Origin of the sequence: Marinobacter algicola DG893 (genome assembly GCF_000170835.1) — a bacterium.
In the GTDB taxonomy this organism is placed as follows: domain Bacteria; phylum Pseudomonadota; class Gammaproteobacteria; order Pseudomonadales; family Oleiphilaceae; genus Marinobacter; species Marinobacter algicola.
The window spans coordinates 227273-241694 of record NZ_ABCP01000001.1 but is presented as its reverse complement, the minus strand read 5'-3'; the positions used below and the strand labels follow the sequence as shown (position 1 = coordinate 241694).

At 54.7% G+C, this 14422-nt stretch carries 12 protein-coding genes and 1 tRNA gene; 11 read left to right on the top strand and 2 right to left on the bottom strand.

Translation table 11 applies throughout. The features are described 5' to 3' along the window. Positions 1–46: 46 nt before the first annotated feature. From MDG893_RS01040 to MDG893_RS00995, 10 genes are all read left to right on the top strand, one after another. Positions 47–2644: a TRAP transporter permease gene (locus MDG893_RS01040; RefSeq protein WP_007151845.1), complete on the top strand. Its 2598-nt coding sequence runs from the start codon at positions 47–49 to the stop codon at positions 2642–2644. Between the two features lie 146 nt (positions 2645–2790). Beyond that, positions 2791–4716, top strand: coding sequence for a threonine--tRNA ligase (gene thrS / locus MDG893_RS01035; RefSeq protein ID WP_007151844.1), 1926 nt, complete (start codon positions 2791–2793; stop codon positions 4714–4716). Beyond that, a complete protein-coding gene (gene infC / locus MDG893_RS20570; RefSeq protein WP_075195579.1) occupies positions 4713–5255 on the top strand; it encodes a translation initiation factor IF-3 in 543 nt (180 codons plus the stop codon). The genes thrS and infC overlap by 4 nt, the downstream gene beginning before the upstream one ends. Positions 5256–5348: 93 nt before the next feature. Further along, the gene (gene rpmI / locus MDG893_RS01025; RefSeq protein WP_007151842.1) at positions 5349–5540 is read left to right on the top strand and encodes a 50S ribosomal protein L35; all 192 of its coding nucleotides are present in this window, start codon (positions 5349–5351) and stop codon (positions 5538–5540) included. 50 nt (positions 5541–5590) lie between these two features. Next, a complete protein-coding gene (rplT, locus tag MDG893_RS01020; RefSeq protein WP_007151841.1) occupies positions 5591–5944 on the top strand; it encodes a 50S ribosomal protein L20 in 354 nt (117 codons plus the stop codon). Between the two features lie 139 nt (positions 5945–6083). Next, on the top strand, positions 6084–7082 hold the full coding sequence (pheS, locus tag MDG893_RS01015; RefSeq protein ID WP_007151840.1) for a phenylalanine--tRNA ligase subunit alpha: 999 nt from the start codon (positions 6084–6086) through the stop codon (positions 7080–7082). 59 nt (positions 7083–7141) lie between these two features. Then, positions 7142–9514: a phenylalanine--tRNA ligase subunit beta gene (gene pheT, locus MDG893_RS01010; RefSeq protein WP_007151839.1), complete on the top strand. Its 2373-nt coding sequence runs from the start codon at positions 7142–7144 to the stop codon at positions 9512–9514. A 3-nt stretch (positions 9515–9517) separates the two neighbouring features. Then, the gene (gene ihfA, locus MDG893_RS01005; RefSeq protein ID WP_007151838.1) at positions 9518–9820 is read left to right on the top strand and encodes an integration host factor subunit alpha; all 303 of its coding nucleotides are present in this window, start codon (positions 9518–9520) and stop codon (positions 9818–9820) included. Then, positions 9801–10166, top strand: coding sequence for a MerR family transcriptional regulator (locus MDG893_RS01000; protein WP_007151837.1), 366 nt, complete (start codon positions 9801–9803; stop codon positions 10164–10166). Before ihfA ends, MDG893_RS01000 begins: the two co-directional genes overlap by 20 nt. Before the next feature lie 115 nt (positions 10167–10281). Then, on the top strand, positions 10282–10653 hold the full coding sequence (locus tag MDG893_RS00995) for a VOC family protein (protein ID WP_007151836.1): 372 nt from the start codon (positions 10282–10284) through the stop codon (positions 10651–10653). A 61-nt stretch (positions 10654–10714) separates the two neighbouring features. Here the strand turns inward: MDG893_RS00995 and MDG893_RS00990 are convergent. Both MDG893_RS00990 and MDG893_RS00985 read right to left on the bottom strand, forming a co-directional pair. Then, positions 10715–10791 (bottom strand) — tRNA-Pro (locus MDG893_RS00990). Between the two features lie 115 nt (positions 10792–10906). Next, entirely contained in the window at positions 10907–12553 is a 1647-nt protein-coding gene (locus MDG893_RS00985; RefSeq protein WP_007151835.1) for an FMN-binding glutamate synthase family protein, read from the bottom strand. A gap of 247 nt (positions 12554–12800) precedes the next feature. Here MDG893_RS00985 and MDG893_RS00980 point away from each other — a divergent pair, with 247 nt between their 5' ends. Then, positions 12801–14390, top strand: a complete 1590-nt coding sequence (locus MDG893_RS00980; protein WP_007151834.1) for a BCCT family transporter — start codon at positions 12801–12803, stop codon at positions 14388–14390. The last annotated feature ends 32 nt before the right edge of the window (positions 14391–14422 follow it).

The following is a 14422-nucleotide window of genomic DNA, read 5'->3' as shown; positions in this document are numbered from 1 at the left end:
GCGGTGTTCTGATCTCCGACCCGCTATATTCTTACAGGACCCAGCTATGACCAATAGCGAACCGAGAGCCGGGGATACCATCGACAGCAAGAGGGTTGCAGAGGTTCTCCAAACCGAAACCGGTGGAAGGGCTGCGACCGGTACGGCTGCAAAGATTCTCTTTGTTGTTCCCCTGATCTGGTCCCTCTTTCAGCTATGGATAGCATCACCGCTTCCCTACATTGTCGAGTTCGGTGTTTTTAACTCGACGGAAGCAAGATCCATTCATCTCGCCTTTGCCGCGTTCCTGGCATTTGCGGCTTACCCCATGATTCGTGGCAGGAATGTCGACCATGTACCGGTTTATGACTGGATTCTTGCCCTGGCTGCCGCTTTTGCAGCCTCTTATCTTTATCTGTTCTACGACCAGCTTGCGACGCGTCCGGGCTCGCCGATTACCCAGGACCTGATCATTGCTCTCGGTGGTCTGGTGCTGCTTCTGGAAGCGACGCGCCGAGCCCTGGGGCTTCCGCTGACTGTTGTAGCGGGTGTGTTCCTCATCTACGCGCTGGCCGGTCCGTATATGCCGGATGTGATCTCCCATAAAGGGGCCAGTCTGAGCAAGCTGTCGTCTCACATGTGGCTGGGTACGGAAGGCGTGTTTGGCGTTGCCCTCGGGGTTTCGACCAGTTTTGTCTTCCTGTTCGTGTTGTTCGGTGCGCTGCTGGAACGGGCAGGGGCGGGCAACTACTTTATCCAGGTTGCTTACGCCATGCTCGGGCACATGCGCGGCGGTCCCGCCAAGGCTGCGGTAGTCTCCAGTGGTCTGAGCGGTGTGATTTCAGGTTCGTCTATCGCCAACGTAGTGACGACAGGCACCTTTACCATCCCCCTGATGAAGCGGGTTGGCTTCCCGGCCACCAAGGCAGGTGCTGTTGAAGTCGCTGCATCCACCAATGGTCAGTTGACGCCTCCCATAATGGGCGCGGCGGCTTTCCTGATGGTTGAGTACGTGGGTATTTCCTATCTGGAAGTGATCAAGCATGCCATCCTTCCTGCGCTGATCTCCTACGTGGCTCTGATCTACATCGTTCATCTTGAGGCCTGCAAGCTCAAGATGAAGGGTATTGAGCGTCCAAATCGTCCGACACTCGCCCAGCGAATGCTGAACTGGGTTGTTATTCTGATCGGCTTGAGCGCCATCACGTTCATTGTCTATTACGGCATTGGCTGGTTGAAAGTGGTGCTTGGTGAGGCGGCAGTATGGGTTCTCGGACCGCTGTTGCTCTTCGTTTACATAGGGTTGGTCTGGTATTCCACTCGGTTCCCCGAGCTTGCAAAAGACGACCCGGAAAGCTCTATGGACACTCTCCCCGAGGTAGGTCCAACGGTTAAGACCGGGCTCTATTTTTTGTTGCCGGTGGTGGTTCTGGTGTGGTGTCTGACGGTTGAGCGATTCTCTCCTCAGTTGTCAGCGTTCTGGGCCACGGTGTTCATGATCTTCATCGTGATCACTCAGCAGCCGCTCAAGGCATTTTTTCGCGAGAAGGGCAACTTTCTGACGGAAACAAAGACAGGTTTTGTTGATCTGACGCACTCGCTGGTAACCGGTGGGAGAAATATGGTTGGCATCGGTGTGGCCACGGCCACGGCTGGCATCGTGGTCGGCACGGTGACGTTGACCGGTATCGGTCTGGTGATGACCCAGTTTGTGGAGTTTATTTCCGGCGGCAACCTGTTGCTGATGCTGGTGTTCACTGCTCTTATCAGCCTGATTCTGGGTATGGGGCTGCCAACAACCGCCAACTACATTGTGGTGTCCACGCTGATGGCTCCTGTTATCGTGACATTGGGCGCCCAGAATGGCCTGTTGGTGCCTTTGATCGCCGTGCACCTGTTCGTGTTCTACTTCGGCATACTGGCGGATGATACGCCGCCCGTGGGGTTGGCCGCCTATGCGGCGGCGGCTATCTCAGGAGCGGACCCGATACGAACGGGTGTGCAGGGTTTCACTTACGATATTCGGACAGCGATCCTGCCTTTCATGTTCATCTTCAACACCCAGTTGTTGTTGATTGGGCTGACAGGATGGGTGGATTTGCTGGTGACCATCGCAAGTGCGGTGACGGCCATGCTGGTGTTCTCGGCGGCCACCCAGGGATACTGGTTTACCAAGAGCTACAAGTGGGAGTCGGCGCTGCTGTTGCTGATCACGTTTACCTTGTTCCGCCCAGGTTACTGGTGGGACATGGTCTACCCGGCGACTCAGGATAAGCCGGGAACCGAGGTGATTGAGCATATCGAAAATGTGCCCGCAGGCGAGTCCATAGTAGTGCAGGCGTCGGGTATGTCCCTGAGCGGTGATGAGGTCTCCACCTATCTCAGTCTGGAGCTGCCCGCTGCGGAATCCCCGGAGGCCAGACTGGCGAGTGCTGGCCTGGAACTGTCGCGTCAGGATGACGCGATGGTGGTGGATTTCGTTGGCTACGGTAGCCAGGCGGAAAATGCCGGCGTCAGTTTCGGTTGGACCATCGATGCAGTACAGGTTGAGAATGAGCGCCCTCCGAAGGAGCTTATGTTCATTCCCGCGCTTATACTGCTTGGCCTTGTCGCATTCGGCCAATTGCGACGGCGCACACCCGAAGAGGCCAGCGCTTACGGCTGACCCTTTTTCCTTCGAAAGCCCGGCATTAACCTGTCGGGCTTTTTTCTGTTAAACTCCAGCGCGCAACGGTCCGCGGTTTGTATCGCGGCCAACCGTCAACAAGTGGTCTTTGGTACGGATCACCTCTGAGTCCCTAGGAGCCTACTATGCCTGTTGTTACCCTGCCGGATGGCAGTCACCGCAGTTTTGTCGAATCTGTTACCGTTCATGATGTCGCCGCAGACATCGGTGCCGGGCTTGCCAAGGCCGCCATTGCCGGCCGTGTGAATGGCAAGTTGGTTGATACCAGTTTTCCGATTGAAGAAGACGCTGAACTTGCCATTGTCACCGAGCGTGATGAAGACGGCGTCGACATTATCCGCCACTCCACGGCGCATCTCCTGGCCATGGCGGTCAAGGAACTGTTTCCTTCCGCCCAGGTGACCATTGGCCCGGTTGTGGATAACGGGTTCTATTACGATTTCAAATTCGACCGGCCGTTCACCAATGAAGACCTGAGCCGGATCGAAAAGCGTATGGAAGAACTGGCGAAGCAGGATATCCCGGTGTCCCGATCGGTTATGTCTCGTGACGAAGCCGTCCGTCTTTTTGATGAGATGGGTGAGGAATACAAGGTTCGCATCATTGAGGATATTCCCGGAGAGGAGGATCTGTCCTTCTACCGCCAGGGTGACTTTATCGATCTGTGTCGTGGCCCTCACGTGCCCAACACCGGCAAGCTCAAGGCCTTCAAGCTGACCAAGGTTGCCGGCGCCTACTGGCGCGGTGATACCAGTAACGAGCAGTTGCAGAGGGTGTATGGTACCGCCTGGGGCAACAAGAAGGACCTGAAGGCCTATCTGCATCGTCTGGAAGAGGCCGAGAAGCGCGACCACCGCAAGATCGGCAAGAAACTGAGCCTGTTCCACATGCAGGAAGAGGCCCCGGGCATGGTGTTCTGGCATCCGGACGGCTGGTCCCTGTACCAGGAGATCGAGCAGTACATGCGCGGTAAGCAGCATAAGCATGGTTACCAGGAAATCAAGACGCCGCAGGTGGTTTCCAGGGCACTTTGGGAGAAGTCCGGGCATTGGGACAAGTTCAAGGACGACATGTTCACCACGGAGTCCGAGAAGCACGATTACGCCATCAAGCCGATGAACTGTCCCTGCCATGTGCAGGTTTTCAACCAGGGCCTGAAAAGTTACAAGGACCTGCCTCTGCGTCTGGCCGAGTTCGGCTCCTGTCACCGTAACGAAGCGTCTGGTGCCTTGCACGGTTTGATGCGGGTTCGAGGGTTTACCCAGGACGACGCCCACATTTTCTGCGAAGAGGATGCCATTCAGCAGGAAGTGTCTGACTTTATCGGCATGCTCCACGAGATTTACGCGGATTTCGGGTTTACTGAGATTCTTTACAAGCTCTCAACCCGTCCTGAAAAACGGGTTGGCTCGGACGAAGTCTGGGACAAGTCGGAAGCGGCGCTGGAAGAAGCATTGAACCGGGAAGGCGTCGATTGGGAGCTTTTGCCGGGTGAGGGCGCCTTTTATGGTCCGAAAATCGAGTTTTCGCTGAAAGACTGCATCGGTCGGGTGTGGCAATGTGGTACCATTCAGGTCGATTTTTCCATGCCGGGTCGGCTGGGTGCCCAATATGTGGCAGACAACTCCGAGCGTAAGACGCCGGTAATGTTGCACCGGGCGGTTCTTGGCTCGTTCGAGCGCTTTATTGGTATTCTCATCGAGGAATACGAGGGCGCTTTCCCGACATGGCTTGCGCCAACGCAGATCGCGGTGCTGAATATTACCGACAATCAGCGGGATTATTGCCAGAATCTTGCGAAAAAGTGGGATTCCCTTGGCTATAGGGTTAATGCTGACTTGAGAAACGAGAAGATCGGCTTTAAAATCCGCGAGCATACTATTAACAAAGTTCCCTTCCTTGTTGTTATCGGCGACAAAGAAGTTGAAAACAACGCTGTTGCGGTGAGAACCCGCAAGGGTGAGGATTTGGGAACTTTATCGCTGGAAGCGTTTGAGCAGCTGATGGCTGACGAAATCAATCGCAAAGGCAGAACCAAAACGGAGATCTGATTATTAAACAGCGAGCGAATCGGGGGCGCACTCCAAAAGCGCCGATCAACGAGAACATTGACGCAACTGAAGTCCGTCTGATCGATGCCGAAGGCAATCAGGTCGGTGTCGTACCGATTGAAGATGCACTCAAGCAGGCTGAAGAAGCGTCTCTTGACCTGGTTCAGGTTACGGATTCCGATCCGATCGTCTGTAAGATAATGGACTACGGCAAGAAAATCTTCGATGAGAAGAAGGCCAAAGCGGCTGCCAAGAAAAAGCAGAAGCAGACGCAGGTCAAAGAGCTTAAGTTCCGACCAGGAACTGAAGAAGGGGATTATCAGGTCAAACTACGCAACCTGGTACGTTTCCTTGAAAACGGGGACCGCGGCAAAATCACTATCCGCTTCCGTGGGCGTGAGATGGCACACCAGGAAATTGGTATGAAGCTCATGAACAGGATCGAAGTGGATATTGAAGAGCTTGCCCAGGTAGAACAGCGGCCGAAAATGGAAGGCCGCCAGATGACCATGGTTGTGGCCCCCCGTAAAAAGAAGTGAACCTGATCCGGTGCTGATCCCCCGCGGTCGCGGGGGATTTGTCGTTCAGGGGCACATTGATATCACTTAAAAACAGAATGCGGAGTTTTAAAAATGCCCAAGATGAAAACCAAAAGCGGGGCCACCAAGCGGTTCAAGAAGACCGCGACTGGCTTCAAGCATAAGCAATCCTTCACCAGTCACATCCTGACCAAGAAGAGCCCGAAGCGTAAGCGTCAGCTTCGTGGTACCAAGCTGATTGCCAAGTCCGACGTGGCTTCAATCAAGCGTATGACGGCGTGCTGATTCAGCCGCTAATCATTTCTTTTCAGGTTTAAAGGTAGAAGGATTAACGTATGCCTCGCGTAAAACGTGGTGTGGTTGCACGCCGTCGTCATAAAAAGATTCTCAGTCAGGCCAAGGGTTATTACGGAGCGCGTAGCCGCGTCTTCCGCGTAGCCAAACAGGCGGTTATCAAGGCAGGTCAGTACGCTTACCGTGACCGTCGTAACCGTAAGCGCTCGTTCCGCGCACTGTGGATTGCCCGTATCAATGCTGGCGCCCGTGCCAACGGCCTGTCTTACAGCCGTCTGATTGCTGGCCTGAAGAAGGCCAATGTTGAGATCGACCGTAAAGTTCTGGCCGACCTGGCCATGAACGAACAGCAGGCGTTTACTGCTGTTGTTGAGAAGGCCAAAGCGTCTCTGTGATCGCTTAGCTCTTTCATCGGTTAACCGATCGATTCAGGCGTCTCCATGAGTTCATGAAGGCGCCTTCTGATAGGGGAAGGGCGCGCTCTTCCCCTATTTTTGTTTAGAGTGATTCCATTTCTGGATTGGAGCAGGGTCAATGGAAAACCTGGATCAACTCGTTCAGGACGGCCTGGCGGCGGTTGAAAGTGCCGACAGTTTGCAGGCACTGGATCAGATTCGTGTTGAATACCTTGGCAAAAAGGGTGTGATCACCCAGCAGGCGAAGACACTGGGTAAGCTGTCTGCGGAAGAACGTCCCGCCGCTGGCCAAAAGATCAACGAAGCCAAGGGGCAGGTGGAGCAGGCTATCAATGCCCGCCGTACAGACCTTGAGCGCGCCGCCATTGAGCAGAAACTCGCCAGTGAATCCATTGATGTGACGCTTCCCGGGCGAGGCCAGGACCTGGGCGGCCTGCATCCAGTTACCCGCACCCTTCAACGCATTGAGCAATTTTTCTCCCGCGCGGGCTATACCGTGGAGCAGGGGCCGGAAATCGAAGACGATTATCACAACTTCGAAGCTCTCAACATTCCCGGCCACCACCCGGCCCGTGCCATGCACGACACGTTTTACTTCAATCCCGGCACATTGCTGCGAACTCACACCTCGCCGGTTCAGATCCGCACCATGGAAGACGGCAAGCCACCGTTTCGGATGATTTGCCCCGGCCGCGTCTACCGCTGCGACTCGGATATGACCCACACTCCCATGTTTCACCAAGTGGAAGGGTTGTTGGTCGAGAAAGACGTGAGCTTTGCGGACTTGAAGAGCACCGTTGAGGAATTTCTGCGGGTATTCTTCGAACGCGACCTGGAGGTGCGATTCCGCCCATCCTATTTCCCGTTTACAGAACCGTCCGCCGAGGTGGATATCGAGTGGGGGCGCGAAGAGGATGGCAGCATCAAGTGGCTGGAAGTCATGGGCTGCGGCATGGTTCATCCCAAAGTATTCGAGCATTGCGGTATCGACGCCGAGGAATATCGTGGCTTTGCGTTTGGTCTGGGCGTCGAGCGCCTTGCCATGCTTCGTTACGGCGTGAATGACCTGCGCATGTTCTTTGAGAACGACCTCCGCTTTCTGCGGCAGTTCCGTTGAACGCTCCACCCAGGTACTCGAACTAACAGGCAACACCGCATCAGGACAAGGCAGATACCATGAAATTCAGTGAGCAGTGGCTACGTGAATGGGTTAATCCGGCGAATGATACCCAGGCATTGATGGATCAGATCACCATGGCGGGTCTGGAAGTTGACGGATTTGAGCCGGTAGCCGGCAAGTTCAGTGGCATTGTTGTGGGTGAGGTTGTGTCGGTATCCCCTCATCCCGATGCGGATAAGCTTCGGGTCTGTCAGGTCACTGATGGCGCTCAAACGGTCCAGGTGGTTTGCGGTGCGCCCAACGTGCGCGACGGCTTGAAAGTGCCTTTTGCCGTCGTCGGAGCGGTGCTGCCGGGCGACTTCAAGATCAAGAAGGCCAAACTGCGTGGGCAGCCCTCCGAAGGCATGCTGTGCTCAGAGTCAGAGCTTGGCCTTTCGGACAGTCATGACGGTCTGATGGAATTACCGGACAATGCACCGGTCGGTCAGGAGCTGAGTGAGTTTCTCAAGCTCAACGACGTCACCATCGACGTGGACCTGACACCGAATCGCAGCGATTGCCTGTCGATTAAGGGTATCGCCCGGGAAGTCGGGGTTCTCAACAGCCTTGTGGTTGAGGGCCCGGAAATTCTCCCGGTGGAAGCGATGCACTCAGAGGTGCCTGCCATCACAGTGAAAGACCCCGAAGGTTGCCCCCGTTATCTGGGGCGAATTCTGCGTAACGTCGACCTGAGCATTGAATCCCCGCTGTGGATGCAGGAAAAACTGCGTCGTTCAGGCATTCGCTCTATTGACGCTGCCGTGGACGTGACCAACTACGTGATGCTGGAGCTGGGGCAGCCGCTGCATGCGTTTGATCGAGAGGAAATTGAAGGCGGTATTGTTGTGCGCCGGGCAACGCAGGGTGAAAAGCTGGTATTGCTGGATGGTCAGGAAGTGGAACTGACTCCGGATACCCTGGTTATCGCGGATCACGCCAAGCCGATAGCGATTGCCGGTGTGATGGGGGGCGAGCATTCCGGAGTCAGTGAGCGAACCCGCGACCTGATCCTGGAAGCTGCCTATTTTGATCCGATTACTCTGGCGGGTAAGGCCCGCCACTATGGCCTTCACACGGACGCGTCACATCGGTTCGAGCGGGGCGTGGACTACGAGCTTGCCCGCGATGCCATGGAGCGTGCAACGGCACTGCTGATGTCTATTGTCGGTGGCGAGCCGGGGGATATTGTTGAGGTTGTCAGTAAGCAGGACCTGCCTGAAGACCGCACCGTGGACCTCCGGGAGACGCGTGTTGCCGACGTGTTGGGACTGGAGATTGACCGCACGACGGTAGAAGAGATCCTGACTCGACTGGGTCTTCATATTGATAAGCTGCTGAAGGATGGTTGGCGGGTACACGTGCCGAGTTTCCGCCCGGATATCAGTATCGAAGAAGATCTGATCGAGGAAATTGGACGGATATACGGTTACAACAATCTGCCGGTCACCGAGCCCACGGGCTCACTGGGCCTTCGCCCACAGGAAGAGGCCGTCCGCCCGGTATCGGCTATCCAGAACTATTTCGTGGCGTGTGGGTACCAGGAAGCGATTACCTACAGCTTTGTAGACCCGAAAGTTCAGGGCCTGGTTGACCCGGAGCGGGAAGGTATTGCGCTGGCCAACCCAATTTCGTCGGATCTGTCCGTTATGCGCACCAGCCTGTGGAGCGGACTTCTGAAAACGGTGGCCTATAACCAGAATCGGCAGCAACCGCGTATTCGCCTGTTCGAAACTGGTCTCCGGTTCATCAAAGACGGCGACCACATAGATCAGCAACCTATGCTCTCGGGCGTGGTTGCCGGCGGTCAGTTGCCTGAAAACTGGGCTAACGGTCGCAGAAGCGCCGATTTCTTTGATGTAAAAGGAGAATTGGAGGGGCTGTTCCAGCTCCTTGGTATTGAGGTGCAGTTCCTCGCCAGTCAGCATCCCGCACTACACCCAGGCCAGACGGCGGAACTGATCCGGGACGGAGAACATGTAGGCTGGCTGGGCACATTGCACCCACAAGTGCAGAAAAAACTGGAACTTAATGGCACGATTCTGATGTTTGAGCTATTCTTGAATTCGATCGTTTCTGGATATGTGCCTAATTTCAAAGATATTTCAAAATTCCCAGAAGTTCGGCGGGATTTGGCTATCATTATCGGAAGCGATGTGGGGTTTGCAGACGTCGAGCGTGTAGCAAAAAAACACGCCGGGGAGCACCTCACGGCTTTGCGTGCGTTTGATGTTTATCAAGGTGAAAGCCTGGGTGAAGGCAACCGAAGCCTTGCTCTCAGCCTGTTCTGGCAGCATCCCGAGCGCACACTAAATGAAGAAGAGGTGCATTCGCTCTTCAACGGTGTGATTGACGCACTGCGCGAAGAGTTGGGGGCAACACTGAGGAGTTAGCAGATGGCGGCTTTGACGAAAGCGGAGATGGCAGAGCGGTTGTACGAGGAGTTGGGTCTCAACAAACGTGAAGCCAAGGAAATGGTGGAAGCTTTTTTCGACGAGATCAGAGGCGCTCTCAGCCACAACGAACAGGTGAAGTTGTCGGGATTTGGTAACTTCGATCTGCGTGACAAGAAGCAGCGGCCGGGACGGAACCCGAAAACCGGTGAGGAAATTCCAATCAGTGCACGGCGCGTGGTTACGTTCCGCCCGGGACAAAAACTAAAACAGAAAGTAGAAGCGTATGCTGGAACCCAGTCATAACAACGAATTACCCACGATACCGGGTAAGCGTTATTTCACCATCGGGGAAGTTGCCGAACTTTGCGCGGTAAAAGCGCACGTGCTCAGATACTGGGAGCAGGAGTTCCCCCAGCTTTCTCCGGTCAAGCGTCGTGGCAACCGCCGCTACTATCAGCGTGCCGATGTCATTACCATCCGCCAGATCCGCAGCCTGTTGTACGATCAGGGTTACACCATCGGTGGCGCCAAGCAGAAGCTGAGCAGCCACGAGGTGAAAGACGACACCTCCCAATACAAACAGCTGATCCGGCAGATGATTACCGAACTGGAAGATGTTCTCGAAGTGCTCAATACGCCGGTGAAGTAAGGCGTTTTGAAGCTGAAAGCCGAAGGTTCGCCTTCGGCTTTTTTGTTGGTGGCAGTCGCCGAAATGAACAAATAGGTCGTATAGTGGACCGACACTCACATCGGAGAATAACAGCATGATTGGATACGTTACGATTGGCGTCAGTGATATGTCTCGAGCCAAGGCCTTTTATTCGGAACTGTTGGGGGATATCGGCGCTAAGGTTCTTCTGGATATGGGCCGCATTGCGTTTGTTGGGGAGAGTATGAAGGCGCCGATGCTTGCCGTGTGCACGCCCTACGATGGCGAACCCAATCAACCAGGTAATGGTAATATGGTTGCCATCCAGCCAGGGTCCAAGGAGGCTGTAGATGCCCACTACAAACGAGCGTTAGAGTTGGGTGCGAGCTGTGACGGCGAGCCTGGCCAGAGAATTCCTGACCAGTTCTATGGTGCTTACGTGAGAGACCTGGATGGCAACAAGCTGGCCTTCTTCCACTTTGGCTAGCCGTTGTCTGTGAAAACAACAAAGCCCGGACCTTTCGGCCCGGGCTTTGTGTAGGGAATTCTGGTCGGGACGGTAGGATTTGAACCTACGACCCCTTGCACCCCATGCAAGTGCGCTACCAAGCTGCGCTACGCCCCGAATTGCCAGTGACCAGAGAGAAACTTGAGAGAGATCTCAGTGGCTTAGCGGGAGCGAAGTCTACACCAGCCTCAAGTAAAAATAAACATCCATTCGCCAATTCTTTGGACGATTTCTATCGCAGTTTGGTTTCGCGAAGCTGACGAATAAATTCCGGCGGGTCGAAGCTGTCCGGGGTGGCGTCCGGCCAGTAGGTATCAAACACTCTTTCACCGGTTTTTCCTTCCAGAAGGGCGCCTGGTTCCAGAAACGTGAACAGATCCATGTAAGAATGGACTTCTGTCTTGGACGTGCGGCGGATAATATGTTCCGGCCCAAGTTCAGACGGGTGCTTTAGTCCCGATGCTTCAAGCAGGTTCATCAGCGCCTCCAGAGTGTTTTTGTGATAGTTGTAAACACGCTGGCTTTTATCCTCGACATCGAGCTTTTTGCTGCGCCTCGGGTCTTGGGTTGCAACGCCGCTTGGGCACTTTCCAGTATGGCAGTTGAGCGCCTGTATACAGCCGAGAGAGAACATATAGCCCCTTGCCGCATTACACCAGTCTGCCCCCAGCGCCAGGGTTCTAGCTATGTTGAATGCCGAGGTGATCTTGCCCGCAGCGCCAATGGCAATGTGCTCACGCAGGTTGGTGCCCACCAGTGTGTTGTGCACCAGTAGCAGGGCTTCCGTCATGGGTGTTCCAATACGGTTGATGAATTCCAGCGGGGCGGCTCCGGTGCCACCTTCGCCACCATCCACAACGATGAAATCCGGTGTTTTTCCTGTCTCCAGCATGGCCTTGACGATGGCGAACCACTCCCAGGGGTGACCTATAGCGAGTTTGAAGCCCACCGGTTTGCCGCCCGACAGCTCACGAAGTTTTTCCAGGAACTCGAGAAACTCCTTTGGCGTAGAGAACGCTGAATGGCTGGCCGGGGAAACGACATCCTTACCAGGTTCGACGCCTCGGGCCTCAGCAATTTCCGGCGTCACTTTCTCGCCGGGAAGAATGCCTCCATGTCCAGGTTTAGCCCCCTGAGATAGTTTGACCTCTATCATTTTTACCTGGTCGAGAGTGGCGTTGCGGGTGAACATCTCTTCGTTGAAGGTGCCGTCTTTGTTGCGACATCCGAAGTAACCGGAGCCGATTTCCCAAACCAGATCTCCGCCGGGTTTCCGGTGATACCGGGATATGGAGCCCTCGCCAGTGTCGTGATAGAAATCGCCCATTTTTGCGCCCGTATTGAGGCTCAGAATGGCATTGGCCGACAACGACCCAAAGCTCATTGCCGAAATGTTGAAGACGCTGGCGTTGTAAGGTTTTGCGCACTGCTTTCCGATCACGATCCGGAAATCCGCATCTTTCAGGGTGGATGGCCGGAGAGAATGGTTGATCCACTCAAAACCTTCGTTATACATACCCAACTGCGAGCCGAAAGGCCGCTTGTCGAGCACGTTCTTTGCTCGCTGGTAAACGATGGTGCGCTGTTCTCGTGAAAAGGGGCGTTCGTCGGTGTCGGACTGTATGAAATACTGGCGTATTTCCGGGCCAATCGATTCGAGGATGTACCGGAGGTGGGCGAGGATGGGGTAATTCCGGCTAACAGTGCGTTTACGCTGGAGAAGATCCCATGTGCCGATCGCCGCCAGCAACCCGAACAGGATGGGTGCAAGATAAAACCAGCCTCCCCAAATGACACTGGCCAGTGACGAAACCATAAAGCCAGTCAGGCTCAGCGCATAAAGCGTATAGCGGAAGGGGAAGGTTTTGGTTTTATCCATAAGCTCCTCGGAGTGAATGTGCGGTTTGCTTGCGGAATGTTAACAGTATTTGCGCGGGACTTACGTTCCAGTATGGCAAAGCGGATCAAAGAGTATTTTGTACGAACACGGAAATATTGGTCTAAGATTGTTTTCAGGGCGTATGTGTCCGCTCTTTGATGTTTTGAACTCAAAGCAATAAGATGGCGAGCTCGTAACGTTTGCATCCGCATATTGAAACGTTTTACACAAACAGGAGGCTCAAAACGTGGGCGACGTTGTAAAAGACGAATACCAGACGGATTACGTCGCAGGCCAGGATAATATAAATCCTTTCGGCTTGGACCTACACGCGCCAGTTTTTCCGATTACGGCAATAATAGTCGTTGCGTTTGTAATCGGAACGCTGATTTTCCCGGGAGAGGCAAAAGAACTTCTCGACGGCGCCAAATGGTGGACCATCGCACAATTTGACTGGTTCTTCCTGCTCAGTGCCAATGTTTTTGTTGTTGTGTCTCTCGCGCTTATATTCATGCCGGTTGGCAAAATCCGCATCGGCGGAATGGATGCCAAACCGGAATTCTCGACAATGTCGTGGTTTGCCATGCTTTTTGCGGCAGGTATGGGTATCGGCCTCATGTTCTGGGCTGTTGCCGAGCCGGTCGCATACTACACCGGGTGGTATGAGACGCCACTGGGCGTTGAGGCCAATACGGCCGAGGGCGCGAGGCTGGCCATGGGTGCCACCATGTATCACTGGGGCCTGCACCCCTGGGCGATCTACGCGATTGTGGCACTGTCATTGGCATTCTTCGCTTACAACAAGAACATGCCATTGACCATCCGTTCCGCGTTCTTTCCACTGCTCCGCGATAAGGTTTGGGGTTGGCCCGGCCATATCATTGATATCCTGGCGGTGGTGGCAACCATTTTCGGTCTTGCGACTTCCCTTGGTTTCGGCGCGCAGCAGGCCGCTTCCGGTCTTGATTACCTGTTTGGTATTTCGTCCGGTATCAATGTGCAGATGGCGATTATCACGGGTGTGACGGCTCTTGCCCTGATTTCAGTGCTGCGCGGCCTTGATGGTGGCGTAAAGATTCTGAGTAATATCAACATGTCGTTGGCCGGCATTCTGTTGTTCTTCATCATCTTCGCCGGTCCGACCATGACCATCGTCGAGACCATCTGGGTAACTTCATCCAGTTACGTTGGCAATGCCTTGGCACTGAGCAATCCGTTTGGTCGCGAAGACCAGGCCTGGTTCCACGGCTGGACAGTCTTCTATTGGGCCTGGTGGATTTCCTGGTCACCGTTCGTTGGTATGTTTATCGCTCGCGTCTCCAAGGGCCGCACCGTTCGTGAATTCGTGACAGCGGTACTGATCGTACCGACCGTCATTACCGTGGTTTGGATGAGCGCATTTGGTGGTTCCGCTCTGGAGCAGATTCAGGACGGCATCGGTGCTCTGGCTGAGAATGGTCTGACAGACGTGTCTCTGGCAATGTTCCAGATGTTCGCTAACCTGCCGTTCGTTGCGATCTCATCCTTCGTGGGTATCGTGCTGGTGCTGGTGTTCTTTGTAACATCGTCTGATTCCGGCTCGCTGGTTGTAGACAGCATTACCGCGGGTGGTAAAACCGACGCCCCGACAGCGCAGCGTGTGTTCTGGGTAGTGATGGAAGGTGCTATTGCCGCGGCACTGATTTTCGGTGGCGGCGAAGATGCATTGGGCGCAATTCAGGCGGCTGCCATTACGGCAGGGCTGCCGTTCACAGCCGTGTTGCTGGTCATGACCTGGGGGCTGTTGAAAGGCCTCACCCATGAGCGCAAGCTGCTGATTGCCGAGGGCAAGCTCTGAGAAACGTGAGAAAGTAAAAAACCGGGGCTTGG

What these genes read in the sequence shown, in the direction of transcription:
- MDG893_RS01040 (WP_007151845.1), top strand. Translation starts at nt 47, where the DNA reads ATGACCAATAGCGAACCGAGAGCCGGGGATACCATCGACAGCAAGAGG.
- MDG893_RS00995 (WP_007151836.1), top strand. Translation starts at nt 10,282, where the DNA reads ATGATTGGATACGTTACGATTGGCGTCAGTGATATGTCTCGAGCCAAG.
- pheT (WP_007151839.1), top strand. Translation starts at nt 7,142, where the DNA reads ATGAAATTCAGTGAGCAGTGGCTACGTGAATGGGTTAATCCGGCGAAT.
- pheS (WP_007151840.1), top strand. Translation starts at nt 6,084, where the DNA reads ATGGAAAACCTGGATCAACTCGTTCAGGACGGCCTGGCGGCGGTTGAA.
- MDG893_RS01000 (WP_007151837.1), top strand. Translation starts at nt 9,801, where the DNA reads ATGCTGGAACCCAGTCATAACAACGAATTACCCACGATACCGGGTAAG.
- ihfA (WP_007151838.1), top strand. Translation starts at nt 9,518, where the DNA reads ATGGCGGCTTTGACGAAAGCGGAGATGGCAGAGCGGTTGTACGAGGAG.
- thrS (WP_007151844.1), top strand. Translation starts at nt 2,791, where the DNA reads ATGCCTGTTGTTACCCTGCCGGATGGCAGTCACCGCAGTTTTGTCGAA.
- rplT (WP_007151841.1), top strand. Translation starts at nt 5,591, where the DNA reads ATGCCTCGCGTAAAACGTGGTGTGGTTGCACGCCGTCGTCATAAAAAG.
- rpmI (WP_007151842.1), top strand. Translation starts at nt 5,349, where the DNA reads ATGCCCAAGATGAAAACCAAAAGCGGGGCCACCAAGCGGTTCAAGAAG.
- MDG893_RS00985 (WP_007151835.1), bottom strand. Translation starts at nt 12,553, where the DNA reads ATGGATAAAACCAAAACCTTCCCCTTCCGCTATACGCTTTATGCGCTG.